This is a genomic window from Methylonatrum kenyense (assembly GCF_023195885.1).
GTDB lineage: Bacteria > Pseudomonadota > Gammaproteobacteria > Nitrococcales > Aquisalimonadaceae > Methylonatrum > Methylonatrum kenyense.
On record NZ_JALPKO010000001.1, the window covers coordinates 26,474 to 42,775 of the forward strand.

Annotated in this window: 19 protein-coding genes; 1 reads left to right on the forward strand and 18 read right to left on the reverse strand. The window is 63.9% G+C overall.

Annotated features, from left to right (window positions below; translation table 11 throughout):
* Nucleotides 1-34: 34 nt before the first annotated feature.
* From acpS to rpoE, 12 genes are all read right to left on the reverse strand, one after another.
* Nucleotides 35-415: a holo-ACP synthase gene (acpS, locus tag M0534_RS00125; protein WP_248566377.1), complete on the reverse strand. Its 381-nt coding sequence runs from the start codon at nucleotides 413-415 to the stop codon at nucleotides 35-37.
* Nucleotides 412-1,158, reverse strand: a complete 747-nt coding sequence (gene pdxJ / locus M0534_RS00130) for a pyridoxine 5'-phosphate synthase (RefSeq protein WP_248566378.1) — start codon at nucleotides 1,156-1,158, stop codon at nucleotides 412-414. The genes acpS and pdxJ overlap by 4 nt, the downstream gene beginning before the upstream one ends.
* A gap of 88 nt (nucleotides 1,159-1,246) precedes the next feature.
* Nucleotides 1,247-1,972 (reverse strand): DNA repair protein RecO, encoded by a 726-nt coding sequence (recO, locus tag M0534_RS00135; protein ID WP_248566379.1) that lies wholly within the window; start codon nucleotides 1,970-1,972, stop codon nucleotides 1,247-1,249.
* A 24-nt stretch (nucleotides 1,973-1,996) separates the two neighbouring features.
* On the reverse strand, nucleotides 1,997-2,908 hold the full coding sequence (gene era, locus M0534_RS00140; RefSeq protein WP_248566380.1) for a GTPase Era: 912 nt from the start codon (nucleotides 2,906-2,908) through the stop codon (nucleotides 1,997-1,999).
* Nucleotides 2,905-3,594 (reverse strand): ribonuclease III, encoded by a 690-nt coding sequence (gene rnc / locus M0534_RS00145; protein WP_248566381.1) that lies wholly within the window; start codon nucleotides 3,592-3,594, stop codon nucleotides 2,905-2,907. The genes era and rnc overlap by 4 nt, the downstream gene beginning before the upstream one ends.
* Nucleotides 3,591-3,986 carry a DUF4845 domain-containing protein gene (locus M0534_RS00150; RefSeq protein WP_248566382.1) on the reverse strand — a complete coding sequence of 132 codons (396 nt, stop codon included), beginning with the start codon at nucleotides 3,984-3,986 and terminating at the stop codon, nucleotides 3,591-3,593. Before M0534_RS00150 ends, rnc begins: the two co-directional genes overlap by 4 nt.
* A complete protein-coding gene (lepB, locus tag M0534_RS00155) occupies nucleotides 3,970-4,737 on the reverse strand; it encodes a signal peptidase I (protein WP_248566383.1) in 768 nt (255 codons plus the stop codon). Before lepB ends, M0534_RS00150 begins: the two co-directional genes overlap by 17 nt.
* 150 nt (nucleotides 4,738-4,887) lie before the next feature.
* A complete protein-coding gene (gene lepA, locus M0534_RS00160) occupies nucleotides 4,888-6,687 on the reverse strand; it encodes a translation elongation factor 4 (protein ID WP_248566384.1) in 1,800 nt (599 codons plus the stop codon).
* Between the two features lie 92 nt (nucleotides 6,688-6,779).
* Nucleotides 6,780-8,219: a Do family serine endopeptidase gene (locus tag M0534_RS00165; protein WP_248566385.1), complete on the reverse strand. Its 1,440-nt coding sequence runs from the start codon at nucleotides 8,217-8,219 to the stop codon at nucleotides 6,780-6,782.
* Between the two features lie 189 nt (nucleotides 8,220-8,408).
* Nucleotides 8,409-8,855: a SoxR reducing system RseC family protein gene (locus tag M0534_RS00170; RefSeq protein ID WP_248566386.1), complete on the reverse strand. Its 447-nt coding sequence runs from the start codon at nucleotides 8,853-8,855 to the stop codon at nucleotides 8,409-8,411.
* Nucleotides 8,856-8,949: 94 nt separating this feature from the next.
* Nucleotides 8,950-9,525, reverse strand: coding sequence for a sigma-E factor negative regulatory protein (locus M0534_RS00175; protein ID WP_248566387.1), 576 nt, complete (start codon nucleotides 9,523-9,525; stop codon nucleotides 8,950-8,952).
* 20 nt (nucleotides 9,526-9,545) lie between these two features.
* Nucleotides 9,546-10,130, reverse strand: a complete 585-nt coding sequence (rpoE, locus tag M0534_RS00180; protein ID WP_248566388.1) for an RNA polymerase sigma factor RpoE — start codon at nucleotides 10,128-10,130, stop codon at nucleotides 9,546-9,548.
* Between the two features lie 398 nt (nucleotides 10,131-10,528).
* Between rpoE and nadB the strand changes: the two genes are divergently transcribed.
* Entirely contained in the window at nucleotides 10,529-12,121 is a 1,593-nt protein-coding gene (gene nadB / locus M0534_RS00185) for an L-aspartate oxidase (RefSeq protein ID WP_248566389.1), read from the forward strand.
* Nucleotides 12,122-12,139: 18 nt separating this feature from the next.
* Here nadB and M0534_RS00190 read toward each other — a convergent pair whose 3' ends face one another.
* From M0534_RS00190 to sdhC, 6 genes are read right to left on the reverse strand one after another with little or no spacing between them, the layout of a single operon-like run.
* Nucleotides 12,140-12,508, reverse strand: a complete 369-nt coding sequence (locus tag M0534_RS00190) for a hypothetical protein (protein WP_248566390.1) — start codon at nucleotides 12,506-12,508, stop codon at nucleotides 12,140-12,142.
* A 34-nt stretch (nucleotides 12,509-12,542) separates the two neighbouring features.
* Nucleotides 12,543-12,776 carry an FAD assembly factor SdhE gene (locus M0534_RS00195; RefSeq protein WP_248566391.1) on the reverse strand — a complete coding sequence of 78 codons (234 nt, stop codon included), beginning with the start codon at nucleotides 12,774-12,776 and terminating at the stop codon, nucleotides 12,543-12,545.
* Nucleotides 12,777-12,801: 25 nt separating this feature from the next.
* The gene (locus M0534_RS00200) at nucleotides 12,802-13,581 is read right to left on the reverse strand and encodes a succinate dehydrogenase iron-sulfur subunit (RefSeq protein WP_248566392.1); all 780 of its coding nucleotides are present in this window, start codon (nucleotides 13,579-13,581) and stop codon (nucleotides 12,802-12,804) included.
* Nucleotides 13,582-13,636: 55 nt separating this feature from the next.
* Entirely contained in the window at nucleotides 13,637-15,427 is a 1,791-nt protein-coding gene (sdhA, locus tag M0534_RS00205; protein WP_248566393.1) for a succinate dehydrogenase flavoprotein subunit, read from the reverse strand.
* Nucleotides 15,428-15,431: 4 nt separating this feature from the next.
* Nucleotides 15,432-15,812: a succinate dehydrogenase, hydrophobic membrane anchor protein gene (sdhD, locus tag M0534_RS00210; RefSeq protein WP_248566394.1), complete on the reverse strand. Its 381-nt coding sequence runs from the start codon at nucleotides 15,810-15,812 to the stop codon at nucleotides 15,432-15,434.
* On the reverse strand, nucleotides 15,812-16,204 hold the full coding sequence (gene sdhC, locus M0534_RS00215) for a succinate dehydrogenase, cytochrome b556 subunit (protein ID WP_248566395.1): 393 nt from the start codon (nucleotides 16,202-16,204) through the stop codon (nucleotides 15,812-15,814). Before sdhC ends, sdhD begins: the two co-directional genes overlap by 1 nt.
* Between the last annotated feature and the right edge of the window lie 98 nt (nucleotides 16,205-16,302).

A 16,302-nucleotide genomic window follows, 5' to 3' on the forward strand; every position in this document is an offset into this window, starting at 1 on the left:
GCAGTGGTTCAGCCGGGACCCACTGATTTGTTCATTAGCTTTCTAGGACTGCGAAGGCCACTGCGTAGCGGCGTTCATCGCTCAGACTGAGATGCACGATTTCGCCACCCAGCGCACGGGCGCGCTCTGCCGCCCCGCCTTGCAGATGCACCTGCGGCGCGCCGGCCGCATCGTTACCGATTTCCAGATCCTGGAACCCCACCGCGGCACCAATGCCTGTTCCCAGCGCCTTCGCCACCGCCTCCTTGGCCGCGAAACGGCGTGCCAGCCAGCCGATGGACCGATTGCGTTGCCGCCAGACGGCCTGTTCGGCCTCGGTCAGCACACGGGCGGGAAAGCGCTGCGGGTGCCGCTCCAGGACCTCCGCGATCCGTGCAATGGCCACCAGATCGGTACCAACCCCGCGAATACTCACAGACGCGCGTCCCGGATCAGCGCCTTCATGTCGGCCACGGCCTGGTGCAGGCCGCTGAACAGTGCGCGGGCAATGATCGCGTGCCCGATATTCAGCTCGTTCATGCCCGGCAATGCGGCTATCGCCTGCACGTTGTGGTAGTGCAGGCCGTGCCCGGCATTGATGCCCAGCCCCAGATCCAGGCCGTATTCCACGGCCGCGGCGATTCGCCGCAATTCGGTGGCCGCCAGAGCCTCGTTGGGCGCATCGGCATAGGCACCCGTGTGGATCTCGACAAACGGCGCACCAGCCTCGCTGGCCGCCTCAAGCTGCGCCGGATCAGGGTCAACGAACAATGAGACCACCACCCCGGCCTCGGCCAGACGCTGACAGGCCTCGCTGATGCGCACCGGTTCCGCCGCCACGTCGAGCCCACCCTCGGTGGTCAGTTCTTCCCGCCGCTCCGGCACCAGACAGCAGCATTCCGGCTGCACGGTCTCCGCCAGCAGCAGCATCTCGTCGGTGACCGCCATCTCCAGGTTCATGCGCGTCTGCAGCGTATCCGACAGCAGCATCACATCCCGATCCTGGATATGCCGCCGGTCCTCCCGCAGATGAATCGTGATGCCATCGGCACCGGCCTGCTCCGCCACCAACGCGGCCTGCACCACCTCCGGATAACGCGTCCCCCGCGCCTGACGCAGGGTCGCCACATGGTCGATATTCACACCGAGGAGCACGGATTCGTTGGCGGTGGTCATCATCAAACCTCTTTTGTTGGTTTTACGTTTCAGGTTTTAAGTTTTACGTGCGATTTCATCGTTAAACCTAAAACATAAAACGTAAAACGTCTCAGCCGCGCGAGCGGCTGAGGGCTTTGTACATCCCCCGACTCTCCAAAGGCTTGTCGCCGAGGTGGGGCTTGAGCAATTGGCCCAGCAGGCGTTGCAGTTCGGGATTCAGGCGCTCGTCGTCCAGTTGTTCGGCGGCCAGGGCGCGCAGGGCGCGGCCGCTGATGGTGACGCCCGGGCCCGGCGCGGTACCGGATGGCATTGGGCCGGCGTCGTCCAGGTAGCGGTAGTCCTGCTCGGCACGGATCGGCGATACGTCGTCGGCGGTGAACTCCAGTTGTACGCCATAGCCGCTGGCCTCCAGCAGGCGTTTCTCGAACAGACGCAGTGCCGACCATTCCGGGCCGTCACCGGCCAACTGGTCCAGCACCGTCGAGAAGGCCGAAAACACGGCTGGCACCGGATCGTGGCGCCGGGTCAATCGCAGCACCAGTTCGCTGCAATAAAAGGCGCTGGCCAGGCGCACCCCGGGCAGGCTGACCGCCTTGCCGGCGGGTTCCAGCCCGGTCAGGGTCAGCAGGTCGCCGCGGCCCCGCCAGCCGACCAGTACCGGCTGAAACGGCTCCAGCAATCCGCGCCAGAGTGATTTGGGGGAGCGGGCTCCACGGGCCACGACACCCAGGCGGCCCTGGCTGAGGCTCAGCAGTTCGACGATCAGGCTGGTGTCGCGGTACGGGTACCGGTGCAGCACATAGGCCGGCACCAGCTCGGTAGCGGCGGCAGTCATGATCGGGAACCCCGCCGGCCCTGCTCAGGATTCCTCGTAGCCGAGGCTCTGCATGGCGCGTTCATCGTCGGCCCAGCCCTCGCGTACCTTGACCCAGAGTTCCAGGAACACCTTGCCGTCGAGCAACTGCTCGATTTCCTTGCGCGCGGCGGTGCCGATCCGCTTGAGCTGATTGCCGCCCTTGCCGATCATGATCGCCTTCTGACCGGGGCGTTCAACCAGGATTGCGGCATGGATGCGGGTCAGCTTGCCCTCCTGCTTGAACTGCTCGATCTCGATCGCCGTCGAGTACGGCACCTCCTGGCCCAGTGCGCGCATCACCTGCTCGCGGATAAGCTCGGCCACCAGGAAGCGTTCACTGCGATCCGTAACCTGCTCCTCCGGGAACAGGAACATCTCGGTTTCAGGCAGGCGCTCGGCCACCAGCTTTTCCAGTGCCTGCACCTGACCGCCCTGGCGGGCCGACAGCGGGATGATTTCCTCGAAGGCATGGCGCTGGGCCATGCTTTGCAGATAGGGCAACAGCTTCTCGCGCGGCGTGACCAGATCTTCCTTGTTCACCACCAGGATGCAGGGCAGACCGCATTGCTGCACCTTCTCCAGCACCAGCGCGTCATCGTCGGTCCACTGCAGCGCCTCGACCACGAACAGCACCAGATCCACGTCGCGCAGCGCGGCAACAGCGGTGCGGTTCATCGAGCGGTTCAGCGCACGATGCTGCTTGCGGTGCAGGCCCGGCGTATCCACCCAGACGATCTGCGCCTGTTCGCTGGTGGTAATGCCGAGAATCCGGTGCCGGGTAGTCTGCGGTTTACGCGAGACAATGCTGATCTTCATGCCCAGCAGACGGTTCAGCAGGGTCGACTTGCCCACATTGGGCCGCCCGACCAGGGCCACATAGCCGGTCCGAAGGGACTGTTCGGCTTGCGTGCTCATTGCTCGGCTTCTCCCGCCAACAGGTTGTCCAGCATGGCCTTCGCGGCCGCCTGTTCCGCCCGCCGGCGGTTGCCGGCTTCGCCGCGGGTCACCGCCTCGACCCCTTCAATACGGCATTCCACCTCAAAGACCTGCTGATGCGCCTTGCCTGACACCTCCACCACCTCGTAGCTTGGCAGATTCTGCCGGCTGGACTGGAGATACTCCTGCAACCGGGTTTTCGGATCCTTCAGATCCTGCGCCTCGGGCAGCGAGGCCAGACGATCCTGGTACAGACGCAGGATCAGATCGCGGCAGGCATCATAGCCGCTGTCGGTATAGACCGCGCCGAGGATGCTTTCGACGCTATCCGACAGGATCGAATCGCGCCGGCGGCCGCCGCTTTTCTTCTCGCCGGAACCCAACCGCAGGCACTCCCCCAGATCCAGGTCGCGGGCGATTTCCGCCAGCGTCTCGCGGTTCACCAGGCTGGCGCGCAAGCGGCTCAGGGCGCCTTCGGAGGCGTCGTCCTTGAGGAAAAACAACTCGGAGGCGATGACAAAGTTGAGGATGCTGTCGCCGAGGAATTCAAGACGCTCGTTGTTGCATTCGGAGACACTGCGATGCGTCAGGGCCTCCTCCAGCAACTGCGGGTTGGTGAAGCGATAATCCAGCCGATCCAGCAGACGGTCGACGGGATCGATCATTGCGGGACCAGGACTTCCTTGCGGAAACTGGCGACGCCATCCAGGTTGCCGACCAGCGGCACCCGGGCCTCGTATTCGACAATCACGCGGGTGCCATCGCGTTCCCGCTCGAACTGGATGTCGTCACGATCAATGCTGCGAATGTTGTTGACGTCGAAACGGCGATTCAGGGCCTGCCGAAGCTGCGCATGGGTTGCGCCGTGCAGACTGGTGTCGTCGTTCAGGCCGCTGACAATACCGCCGATTTCAAACGACTCCATGTAAACCGGCACCAGGCGCATGATCAGCAGACCGACAAAGCCGATCAGGATAAGCAGCAACAACATGCTGATGACGGTCAGGCCGCGCTGACGGCCCTCTGGAAGCTTGCGTGTTTCAGCGGATACGATCACCGATACGACTCCAGTTCACCGTGTTGTTATTGGTATCCCAGCTCATCCAGATCATGAAGGCCCGCCCGACCAGCAATTCCTCCGACACCGGCCCCCAGCGACGGCTGTCGGCGCTGCGGTCGCGATTGTCGCCAACCATGAAGTAATGGCCTTCGGGTACCTCGTATTCACCATCCGGGTGGCCGAAACTCAACTGGTGAATCGTATTGTACTCCAGATCCCCGAGCCGCTCCGTGAACATGTCCGCACCGCGGTCGGTGGGCGTCGTGTAGCTGCCGGCCTCTTCCACCGGCACCGGCTCGCCGTTGACCACCAACCGCCGATCCTCGAAGGCAATCTGGTCGCCGGGAAGTCCCACCACCCGCTTGATGTAATCCTGGCTTGGGTTCTCGGGATACTTGAACACCACCAGGTCACCGCGCTCCGGCTGGCCGTCGCCGAACAGGCGCTGGTTGGTAATCGGCAATCGCACGCCGTAGGCAAACTTGCTGACCAGAATGAAGTCGCCGGGAAGCAGGGTTGGAATCATCGAACCCGACGGGATCCGGAACGGTTCGACGAAAAAGGAACGGATGATCAGCACCAGCAGGATCACCGGAAACAGTGAGCGGCAGAGCTCGATCCACCAGCCTTCCTTGTCCGGATAACTGCCGCTGGCCTTTACCCGTCGTCGCCGAAACGCCGCCCAGGCAACGGTAATACCGGTCAGCAGGGTCACCAGGACCAGTATCGTCTCGAAATCAAATACCATCGCGTACGCCCCCAGCCATGCCGATGCGGTTACCGGACGGGTTCTCCGGCAGGGCCGCGCCTGGCCATTCTTCTTCCGTATTCATGCACCGTCCGCGCGCCTTCGTGGCCGAAACCGAGAGCGGTCCCGGGCGCAGGCGTGCGAATAAATCTAGCCGTTCTTGGAATCCACCTGCAGCACCGACAGGAACGCCTCCTGAGGAATTTCCACGCGGCCCACCTGCTTCATGCGCTTCTTGCCGGCCTTCTGCTTTTCCAGCAGCTTCCGCTTGCGCGAAATGTCGCCACCATAGCACTTTGCGGTGACGTTCTTGCGCATGGCCTTGACCGTTGACCGGGCGACGATCTGGTTGCCGATGGCCGCCTGGATCGCGACCTCGAACATCTGCCGGGGAATGATTTCCTTCAGCCGATCGGTGAGTTCCCGTCCGCGGCGCTGGGCCTCGTCGCGATGGATGATGATCGCCAGCGCATCCACCTTGTCGCCGTTGATCAGCACGTCCAGGCGGGCGAGCTTGCCGGCCTCGAAGCGCTTGAATTCGTAATCGAACGAGGCGAAGCCACGGCTGGCCGATTTCAGGCGGTCGAAGAAGTCCAGCACCACCTCGCTCATCGGCAACTCGTAGGTCAGCGCGATCTGCTGGCCGACGAACTGCATGTCCTTCTGCTCGCCACGCTTCTCCTCGCACAAGGCGATCACGTTGCCGACGTATTCCTGCGGCACCAGGATATTGGCCTGGATGATCGGCTCGCGGATCTCCTCGATCAGGTTGGCCGGCGGCAGCAGCGAGGGATTGGAGACGTTAAGTATCTCGTCATCGGTGGTCACCACCTCGTAGACCACGGTCGGTGCGGTGGTAATCAGGTCCAGGTTGTACTCGCGCTCCAGCCGCTCCTGCACGATCTCCATGTGCAGCATGCCGAGGAACCCGCAGCGAAAGCCGAAGCCCAGAGCCTGCGAGTTCTCCGGCTCGTATTGCAACGAGGCATCGTTAAGGCGCAACTTGCCCAGCGCATCGCGGAAGTTCTCGTAGTCCTCGGAGCTGATCGGGAACATGCCGGCGAACACGCGCGGCTGCACCACCTTGAACCCGGGCACGCGCTCGGCGCAGGCACGGCCGACATGGGTCAGGGTATCGCCCACCGGTGCACCGTCGATATCCTTGATGCCGGCCACCACATAGCCCACCTCGCCGGTGCGCAGGGCATCCAGCGGCGTCTTCTTCGGTCCGAACATGCCGACTTCGTCCACCTGGAACTGGCGGCCGGTGGACCAGACCTGCATCTTGTCGCCCTTCTTCAGGGCCCCGTCGTAGATCCGCACCAGGCAGATCACGCCCAGGTAGTTGTCGAACCAGGAATCCATGATCAGTGCCTTGAGCGGCTGATCGGGTTCCCCTTCCGGCGCCGGGATGCGATGCACCAGCGCCTCCAGCAGGTCATCGACCCCCTGCCCGGTCTTGGCGCTGATCATCAGCATGTCGCTGGTGTCCAGCCCGATGATCTCCTCGATCTGCTGGCTGACCCGCTCGGGATCCGCCGACGGCAGATCAATCTTGTTCAACACCGGCAGGATCTCCAGCCCCTGATCCACCGCCGTGTAGCAGTTGGCCACGCTCTGCGCCTCGACACCCTGGGAGGCATCGACCACCAGCAGCGCGCCCTCGCAGGCGGCCAGCGAGCGCGAGACTTCGTAGCTGAAATCCACATGTCCCGGCGTGTCGATGATGTTGAACTGATAGGTTTCGCCGTCCCGCGCCTTGTACTTGAGCGCAACACTCTGGGCCTTGATGGTGATCCCGCGCTCGCGCTCCAGGTCCATGGAGTCCAGCACCTGGGCGGCCATTTCCCGGTCGCTCAGCGCACCGCACTGCTCGATCAGACGATCCGCCAGCGTGGATTTGCCGTGATCGATATGCGCGATTATCGAGAAATTCCGAATGTGCTTCATGGGCCTCCGGGAGAAATGCTGTAACAAACGAAAGCGTGCCCCGATCACCGGGGCACGCTTGACATCAAAGCACTAGTGTACCGCTTCCGAGGCTATTCGTCGTCAGACAGCCTCAGGGCGAAGAACCGCGGGCCACCGTCCCGATGCACAAGGATCGGCACCGAACGCCCGGTGGGCAGCTCGCTGACAATCTCGTTGAAGGTCTCCAGCGAATCCACCCGCTTCTGGTTCAGCATGGTGATGACGTCATTGGCTGCAAGATTGGCATCGCTGGCCGGCCCCTCTGCCAGTTCCTCGATCAGCACCCCGTCTTCGAGGTCCAGTTCGGCGCGCTCCTCTTCGGTGAGCTCACGCACCGTGATACCCAGCCGATCATCGGCATCGGCAGTTTCCGGACGCTCTTCTTCCAGCGGTGCCTGACCACGCTGCCGCGTGGACTGATCCGGCAAGGCAGCGAGAGTGACCGTCACTTCCTGCAGCTCACCTTGCCGAATCAGTTCAACCCGGGCCTCATGGTCCACCGGCATCCGGCCCACCATCGGCGGCAGGGCGGATGAGGTGGGGATTTCCTGGCCGTCGAAGCTCACAATGATGTCGCCTTCCTCGAGGCCGGCCCGGTCACCCGGACCGTCGCCGATCACGCGGGCCACCAGCGCGCCGTAGGCGCGATCCATGTCGAAGGATTCCGCCAGCTCGCGATCCACTTCCTGCACCAGCACGCCCAGCCAGGCGCGCGTGACCTTGCCGTCATCCTTGAGCTGGGTGACCACATTCATGGCCAGTTCGATCGGGATGGCAAAGGACAGCCCCATGAAACCGCCGCTGCGGCTGTAGATATGGGAATTGATCCCCACCACCTCGCCGTCCAGGTTGTACAGCGGTCCACCGCTGTTGCCCGGGTTGATGGCGACGTCGGTCTGCAGGAACGGCACGTAGTTCTCGCGCGGCAGGCTGCGCTGCTTGGCGCTGATGATGCCGGCCGTCGCGGAATGCTCGAAGCCGAACGGCGAGCCAATCGCCAGCACCCAGGAACCCACCTCAAGATCCGTGGAGTCACCGATCCGCGCCACCGGCAGATCCTCGGCATCGATCTTCAACAGTGCCAGGTCACTGCCGCGGTCATAGCCCACGACTTCGGCGTCGAACTGCCGGCGGTCGCTGAGCCGCACCACGATCTCCGCCGCATCCTCCACCACATGGTAGTTGGTAACGATGTAGCCATCCGCCTCGATGATCACGCCGGAGCCCAGCGACTCACTCTCATAGGGACGCGCACGCGGTCCCTCCTCTTCCGGTTCACCCTCCTCGGGGGCGAAGAAATCCTCGAACGGATTCCGCGGCTGGCCGCGCCGGCTGGAACTCGAGGTGTGCGTCTTGCTGGTGCTGATATTGACCACCGAGGGACTGCTTTCCCGCACCAGCTCGGTGAACTCAGGCAACGCCCGCGCGTCGGCAACCGCCGCGTGACTCAGCAAGAAGGCCAGCAGGGCCAGGGGCAGAAGCAGAACGGACAGTCTTGGAGCGTGCTGCATGAGGAACCTCTCTCCTGGAGAATTCGACCCGCCGTGACGGATCCGGTCGGGCGCGCACGGCTTGCGCGTTGTTCGGGAAACGCACGGCGCACCACTATTCGGTGCAACCATTGCTCGTCGTTTGCCTATCAGGGCGGACCACGAAATCGGCGTCGGTGTTCCCCATGGATGCGGAATCACTGCCGCCGGTCAGCTCCTCGCCAACAGCACCGGCTGGAAGCGCGGATCGTTGCGGCTCCTGTGGAAGCGCCAGCGCACCACGGCCAGACCGAGCACAAGACCGGCCAGGCCGCCGAGCAGGGCCGCAAAATCCGACATTTGCGGCACAAGCAGGGTAGCCAGCGTGCTGCCCAGCAACAGACCGGCCAGCGGCAACCCAAAGCCGAGTACGGCTGCAAACATCAGTGCACCAGGATGCAGCCCGAGGGTGACGCGGTCTCCCTCGGACAACGGTTCCGACAGGGAAATCGTGAACCGGGTGGGCTTGCGGCGAAAGACGCGGCCAAGCAGGCCGACACCACAACTGCCTTTCGCCTCGCAGCCGCCGCAGCCCGCAGAGTCGATAAGCTCGACGATTGCGGCACCGCGGTCGACGCGGATGACTTGGGCTTCACGGGTGACAAGTGCGGGAGACATGGATCGTGGTCAGCCTGGGCAATGCAGCAGGCTGCAAGCGGGAGACGGGACCGGGATAGTGCGGACGGTCGTACCGCGCCATCCCCGCGGATTGTCAGTCAGACACACCGGGACTACGCACCTGACGCGGCACGATGCCGAGCTGACGGCTACTCGGCTGATCGCCGCGGGACACGGCATAGCCGCTCAGGCGGGCCTGCACGTCAGGGTCGAGTCGATCCCAGCGAATCTCATCGGTGGCTACGGTCTGCGCACCGGCAACCGACCCGGAGGCGGCGGGCTGACCCGCAGGAGCCGACTGCGCCACCGGCTGCGACCCGGTATCCACCTCGGTCTGCTGCGTCGGCCACACGACGATGGCCAGCATTGCAACCGAGGCCGCCACCGCCATGCCACCGACCGCATGCGTCCAGCGCCTGGACACGCTGGCAACCACCGATCTCTGCAGCACCGGTTCCAGTTCGATTGCCTCCGCCACCCGGTCGGCAATGCCGTCACCGGGGCTTGGCGGCAGGTTGCGGTGCATGGCGTCGCGAATGATAGCGTAACGGCCAACGCGGTCCGCCAGTTGCCGGTCATCGCGGACACGCTTCATCAGCATGTCCATTTCGGACTCGGCAACTTCTCCGTCAAGAAGCGCCGAAATCTGCTCTTCGTAAGGCTTGTTCATCCCGTCTCACCTGTATCGTCTTATCTTTTGCTGTCCAGCAGCGGCCGGATTCGGTTATCGATCGCTTCCCTCGCCCGGAAGATGCGCGAACGCACCGTCCCCACCGGGCACTCCATCGCCTGGGCGATTTCCTCGTAACTCAGTCCATCGAGCTCACGCAGCGTGATGGCAGTCCGCAAATCGTCGGGAAGATTCTCGATCGCATCGAACACCGTCTGTTCGATCTCATCCCGTTGCGCAATGCCTTCCGGCGTGTCCGTTTCGCGGAGACTCGAATCGAAACCGTACTGCTCCGCATCCCGGGCATCGATATCCGAACCCGGCGGGCGACGGCCCTGAGCTACCAGATAGTTTTTCGCCGTATTGGCACCGATCCGATAGATCCAGGTGTAGAAGCTACTGTCCCCGCGAAACTTCGGCAGGGCACGATAGGCCTTGATGAATGTCTCCTGAGCGACATCCTGGGCCTCACTGGGATCGTTGACGTAGCGCGTAATCATTTTCACCAGTTTGTGCTGGTACTTGCGCACCAGCACGTCGAACGCCACCTTGTCCCCAGCCTGCACGCGTTTCACGAGCTGCTGATCGGTCTCCGCTCCGGTCATTCAGCTCGATCCTTAAAAAGTACGCATGCATCCGCTGCTGCGGTGTAGACACGGGTCACCATGGATAGTTCGCACGTTAATCCGGATTATGATTAGATAACGAGCCATGTCGGGAGCATCTTCTGAATGCCCGCTCCCGAAGGCCGGAGGTACCGACGCCGGCTGGCGTGCGGGAATGATCTCGACAGGCGCGCAACGCGATGTGAGAGTAGCTGAAACGGGCCTTTTGCTGCAAGGTAAACCACGATCGGCCAACGCTTGCGCACCGAAATTGCCGACACTTCGAATCACCCCCTGAAAGGTTTTCCGACGGTCGATTTCGCCATTCGCGCAATCGGGTTTCTGCGGCTGTCCAAGCGGCCGCTGAATCGCGGATTGCGCCGGGAATGAGGCACTGAATGAGAAGCACCCATGATGTATTGATCATAGGCAGCGGCGCTGCCGGCCTGACCCTGGCCCTGCGCCTGCCTGATCACCTGCGGGTCGCGGTCCTGTCGAAGGGACCGCTGTCCGAAGGCTCCAGTCTGTACGCCCAGGGTGGCATTTCCGCGGTGCTTGAAGAGGAGGACAGCCTGGACTCCCACGTCGCCGACACCCTCACCGCCGGCGCCGACCTCTGCGATCCGAAAACCGCTGAATTCGTGATCCGAGAGGCGCCCGGCAGCATCCACTGGCTGCTGGGCATGGGTGTTCCCTTCTCCACCGCCGACAATGCCGACGGCAGCACCTCGCTGCACCTGCACCAGGAAGGCGGGCATAGCCATCGGCGCATCGTGCACGCCGCGGATGCGACGGGGCGCGCGGTGGAGACGACGCTGGAAGGGCTGGTGCGGCAGAAAGCGAATGTCGAGGTGTTCGAACACCACGCCGCCGTGGACCTGATCACCAACCGCCATGTCGGCAGTGATGCCCAGCATTGTCACGGCGCCTATGTGCTTGATGTAAAGCAGGACCGGGTGGTCACGATGGCGGCGCGTGCCGTGATCCTGGCCACCGGCGGTGCAAGCAAGGTGTATCTCTACACCAGCAACCCGGACGGTGCCACCGGCGATGGCGTGGCAATGGCCTGGCGTGCCGGTTGCCGGGTGGCGAACATGGAATTCAACCAGTTCCACCCCACCTGCCTGTATCACCCGCGCGCCAAGTCGTTCCTGATCTCGGAGGCCCTGCGTGGCGAGGGCGGGCTGCTGCTGCGGCCCGATGGCACCCGCTTCATGCACGATTTCGATGCGCGCGGCGAACTCGCACCCCGCGACATCGTGGCCCGCGCCATTGACCATGAGATGAAGCGACTCGGCGCCGAATGCATGTATCTGGACATGCGCCATCGCGACCGGACCTTTCTGGAAGAGCATTTCCCGACCATCTACGCCCGCTGCCGGGAATTCGGCATCGACATGGCCACCGACCCGATCCCGGTCGTACCGGCGGCGCATTACACCTGCGGCGGCGTGGTGGTCGACCGCCGCGGCCGGACCGACCTGCCGGGTCTCTACACCATTGGCGAGGCCTCCTACACCGGACTGCACGGCGCCAACCGGCTGGCCAGCAACTCGCTGCTCGAATGCCTGGTCTACGGCACCTCGGCGGCGGATGACATCGCCGCCAGCATCGATGAAATGCCACCGGTACCGGATCCCCCGCCCTGGGACGAAAGCCGGGTGACGGACTCAGATGAACAGGTGGTGGTCAGTCATAACTGGCACGAGTTGCGGCAGTTCATGTGGGATTACGTGGGCATCGTGCGCACCAACAAACGGCTGGAACGTGCCCGTCATCGGGTGGACCTGCTGCAGTCGGAAATCCGGGAGTATTACGGCAACTTCCGCATCAATGCGGATCTGATCGAGCTGCGCAACCTGGCCACGGTGGCCGAACTGATCATCGAATGCGCCCGTCACCGGCGGGAGAGCCGGGGCCTGCACTACACGCTGGATTACCCGACGCTGGACACCCGCCTGAGCCCGACACCGACAGTCCTGCAGCCCTGAGACGCGGACCGGACGCGATCAGGATCCGAGCCGCAGCAGACCGATACGAAGCTTGCGATGCTGTGCCGCCGGCAACGCATCCGCTGGCACCAGCACCGTCACCGGCAGGCTCCAGCGGCGGCCCGCCGCAGGACCCAGTCGCAGACTGACCAGGTAACGGCCGCAATAGCAGGTGCGCAGGGCGCGCTGCTCCAGCCCACCCCGCCAGCGCTCGACCAGCGTCCATTCCCGGAAATCACGGCTTGCCAGCAGGCTGTAGCGCGGCGGTGCCAGGCTGACGCCGGCAAGCAGCATTGCCGCACTGACGGCCAGCGCCACGGCAGGCAGGTTGTCGCGCTGGACTATCAGGATTGCAGCGGTGACGATCAGCAGGAAGGCGGCAGCCAAGCCGCCCCGGCACAGCACAGCCGAGCGGCCGAGTTCAAAGTACGAAGTTGTCGCGAATCCGCTGGACCAGCCGTTGGAGTGCGGCGTCATCGGGCTCCCTGCCCTGATAGAACCAGTCCCAGAGCTCGTCGTCCTGGCGAGCCAGCAAGGCCTCGAAGGCGTCCTTCTCCACCTCGCTCGATTCAGCGTAGCCGTGCTCGAGGAAGCGTTCCAGCAGCAGATCGAGTTCCTTCATGCCGCGCCGGCAACGCCAGCGCAGCTTGGACACGGATGACCGCTCCGTCACGGCTGCCTCAGCGCCGCGCCACCATGAGCTTCTTGATCTCGGCGATGGCCTTTGCCGGATTCAGGCCCTTGGGGCAGGTATTGGTGCAGTTCATGATCGTATGGCAGCGATACAGCTTGAACGGATCCTCCAGCGCGTCCAGCCGGTCGCCGGTGGCCTCGTCACGGCTGTCGACGATCCAGCGATAGGCCTGCAGCAGCACCGCCGGTCCCAGGTAGCGGTCGCCGTTCCACCAGTAGCTGGGGCAGGAGGTGGAGCAGCAGGCGCACAGGATGCAGGCGCTGGGCTGGTTGATCTTCGATTGGTCCTCGGGGCTCTGCAGCCGTTCGCGATCCGGCGGCGCCGGGGTCTGCGTCTGGATCCAGGGCTTGATCGAGGCGTACTGGGCGTAGAAGTGCGTCAGGTCTGGCACCAGGTCCTTGACCACCGGCATGTGCGGCAGCGGATAGATCTTGACGTCACCGTCCACGTCGCTGCAGGCCTTGGTGCAGGCCAGCGTGTTGGTGCCATCGATGTTCATCGCACAGGACCCGCAGATGCCCTCGCGGCAGGAGCGGCGGAAGGTCAGCGTCGGATCGATCTCGTTTTTGATCTTGATCAGCGCGTCGAGCACCATCGGGCCGCACTCGTCCATGTCGAGCTCGTAGGTGTCGACAACCGGATTCGCCTCGTCGTCCGGATTCCAGCGGTAGACGCGGAAACGGCGGACCTCGCCCGTGGCGCCCTTGGCGGGCCAGGTCTTGCCCTCGGTCATCCGGGAGTTCGCGGGTAATTTCAGCTGTGCCATGGGTGCAGCATCCTCGTCACAAGTATCGAACGGCGGTCAGAGGCGTTCGATGGAATCAGTACACGCGGGCCTTGGGCGGGAACACGTCGACCTCGTCGGTCAGGGTCGTCATGTGCACCGGGCGATAATCCAGCCGGACCTTGCCGGAGGCGTCCATCCAGGACAGGGTGTGCTTCATCCAGTTCTCGTCGTCCCGCTCGGTGAAGTCCTCGCGCGCATGGGCGCCGCGGCTCTCCTCGCGATTGCGGGCCGATTGCACGGTGGTCATGGCGCAACCCAGCAGGTTGTCCAGTTCCAGGGTCTCGATCAGGTCCGAGTTCCAGATCAGGCCGCGATCCGAGACGCCGACATCCGTATAGCTGTCGTACACCTCGGCCATCTTCTCGCAGCCGGTCGCCAGGGTCTCACCGTCGCGGAATACCGCCGCGTAGTTCTGCATCGTGCGCTGCATGTCGCCACGAATGTCCGCGGTCGGGCGCTCGCCCTTGGCGTTGCGCAGGCGATCGAGGCGGGACAGCGCCGGCTCCGCCGAATCGTCCGGCAGCGGCCGGTGGTTTGCACCCTCCTCGGCCACGAGTTCGGCGGCACGAATGGCAGCGGCCCGGCCGAACACCACCAGATCCAGCAGCGAGTTCGAACCGAGCCGGTTGGCGCCGTGCACCGAGACGCAGGCGGCCTCGCCGATCGCCATCAGGCCCGGCACCACCGCATCCGGATCGCCGTCCTTCAGGGTCACCACCTCGCCGCGGTAGTTGGTCGGAATGCCACCCATGTTGTAGTGCACCGTGGGGAGGACCGGTATCGGCCCCCGGGTGACATCCACACCGGCGAACACGCGCGCCGTCTCGGCGATGCCCGGCAGACGCTCGTTAATCACGTCGGCACCGAGGTGTTCCAGGTGCAGGAAGATGTGGTCTTTGTCGGGGCCGACACCGCGGCCCTCGTTTATCTCGATGGTCATCGAGCGGCTGACCACGTCACGCGAGGCCAGATCCTTGGCGTTCGGCGCATAGCGCTCCATGAAACGCTCGCCATCGCCATTGGTGAGATAGCCACCCTCGCCGCGAACACCCTCGGTGATCAGACAGCCTGCGCCGTAGACGCCGGTGGGGTGGAACTGCACGAACTCCATGTCCTGCAGCGGCAGGCCGGCGCGCAGCACCATGCCGTTGCCGTCGCCGGTACAGGTATGGGCAGAGGTGCAGGAGAAGTAGCTGCGGCCATAGCCACCGGTGGCGAGCACCGTCTGGTGCGCACGGAACCGGTGAATGGTGCCGTCCATCATGTTCAGCGCCATCACGCCGCGGCAGTTGCCGTCCTGATCCATGATCAGGTCCAGCGCGAAATACTCGATGAAGAATTCGGCCTGATGCTTCAGTGCCTGCTGATACAGGGTGTGCAGGATGGCATGGCCGGTGCGGTCCGCCGCAGCGCAGGTGCGCTGGGCACGCCCTTCGCCGTAGCGGGTGGTCATGCCGCCGAACGGCCGCTGGTAGATCTTGCCGGCCTCGGTCCGGGAGAACGGCACACCGTAGTGTTCCAGTTCGATGATCGCCGGTATGGCCTCGCGACACATGTATTCGATGGCATCCTGGTCGCCGAGCCAGTCGGAACCCTTGACCGTGTCGTACATATGCCAGCGCCAGTCGTCCTCGCCCATGTTGCCGAGCGCCGCCGAGACGCCGCCCTGGGCGGCCACGGTATGGCTGCGGGTCGGGAACACCTTGGTCAGGCAGGCCGTGGTCAGGCCCTTTTCGGCCATGCCGAAGGTGGCCCGCAGGCCGGCACCGCCGGCGCCGACGACTACCACGTCGTAGGTGTGGTCGATGATCTCGTATTCGGACATGGAATCAGGCTCCGAGGGCAATGCGAAGTACGGCCAGGATGCCGGCCAGGGCCAGCAGCACCGTCGCGAACTTCATCAGCACGATGGAGGCGATGCGCAGCCACTCCAGGTGAACGTAGTCCTCAATCACCACCTGCAGGCCAAGCTGGGCATGGTAGAAGACGCTTGCGATCAGCACGACCAGCAGCACCGCCACCAGCGGTGAACCGATCCAGGCACGCACCACCTCGTAGTCGGCGCCGGCATAACTGATTAGGCTGAAGCTGAACCACAGCACCAGCGGCACCATGGCAATGGCGGTCAGGCGCTGCATCCACCAGTGGTGAACGCCATCCTTGGCCGAACCCAGGCCGAGGGCACCCTTGATCGGTGTGCGGTAGCGCATCAGGAACCTCCGAAGAGCAGGGCCAGTAACCAGACCAGCACGGTAAGCACGGCGGCCGCGATCATCACTGCGTAGCCGGACCGATAGACGGTGGGTATGTTGAAGCCGTAGCCGGCATCCCACATCAAATGCCGGATGCCGTTGCACAGGTGATAGAACAGCGCCCCGGTGAAGGCGAACAGGATCAGCGAGCCGAAGAAGCCACCCAGCACGCTCTGCGCCCGGGCATAGGCTTCAGGCCCCGCCGCGGCTGCGACTAACCAGTAAGTAAGTAGCAGCGTTCCGACGGAGAGGGCGACGCCGGAGATCCGGTGGCAGATCGACATTGCGGATGTAAGCTGGGGCCGATAGACCTGAAGATGCGGTGAAAGGGGCCGCTGTTTGGTGTGCATAAGGCAGACTCCGAGGCACTCAGGTGGTCTGTAACGGGGCGTTAAACTACCCCGCGGTTCAGGCACGTGCAAGCAGAATGCTTCACTGCAACATCACC

Bases quoted from the DNA above. Each gene is read 5' to 3' on its own strand.
- pdxJ (WP_248566378.1), bottom strand. From the start codon at position 1,158: ATGATGACCACCGCCAACGAATCCGTGCTCCTCGGTGTGAATATCGAC.
- recO (WP_248566379.1), bottom strand. From the start codon at position 1,972: ATGACTGCCGCCGCTACCGAGCTGGTGCCGGCCTATGTGCTGCACCGG.
- era (WP_248566380.1), bottom strand. From the start codon at position 2,908: ATGAGCACGCAAGCCGAACAGTCCCTTCGGACCGGCTATGTGGCCCTG.
- rnc (WP_248566381.1), bottom strand. From the start codon at position 3,594: ATGATCGATCCCGTCGACCGTCTGCTGGATCGGCTGGATTATCGCTTC.
- lepB (WP_248566383.1), bottom strand. From the start codon at position 4,737: ATGGTATTTGATTTCGAGACGATACTGGTCCTGGTGACCCTGCTGACC.
- lepA (WP_248566384.1), bottom strand. From the start codon at position 6,687: ATGAAGCACATTCGGAATTTCTCGATAATCGCGCATATCGATCACGGC.
- M0534_RS00165 (WP_248566385.1), bottom strand. From the start codon at position 8,219: ATGCAGCACGCTCCAAGACTGTCCGTTCTGCTTCTGCCCCTGGCCCTG.
- M0534_RS00170 (WP_248566386.1), bottom strand. From the start codon at position 8,855: ATGTCTCCCGCACTTGTCACCCGTGAAGCCCAAGTCATCCGCGTCGAC.
- M0534_RS00175 (WP_248566387.1), bottom strand. From the start codon at position 9,525: ATGAACAAGCCTTACGAAGAGCAGATTTCGGCGCTTCTTGACGGAGAA.
- rpoE (WP_248566388.1), bottom strand. From the start codon at position 10,130: ATGACCGGAGCGGAGACCGATCAGCAGCTCGTGAAACGCGTGCAGGCT.
- nadB (WP_248566389.1), top strand. From the start codon at position 10,529: ATGAGAAGCACCCATGATGTATTGATCATAGGCAGCGGCGCTGCCGGC.
- M0534_RS00200 (WP_248566392.1), bottom strand. From the start codon at position 13,581: ATGGCACAGCTGAAATTACCCGCGAACTCCCGGATGACCGAGGGCAAG.
- sdhA (WP_248566393.1), bottom strand. From the start codon at position 15,427: ATGTCCGAATACGAGATCATCGACCACACCTACGACGTGGTAGTCGTC.
- sdhD (WP_248566394.1), bottom strand. From the start codon at position 15,812: ATGCGCTACCGCACACCGATCAAGGGTGCCCTCGGCCTGGGTTCGGCC.
- sdhC (WP_248566395.1), bottom strand. From the start codon at position 16,204: ATGCACACCAAACAGCGGCCCCTTTCACCGCATCTTCAGGTCTATCGG.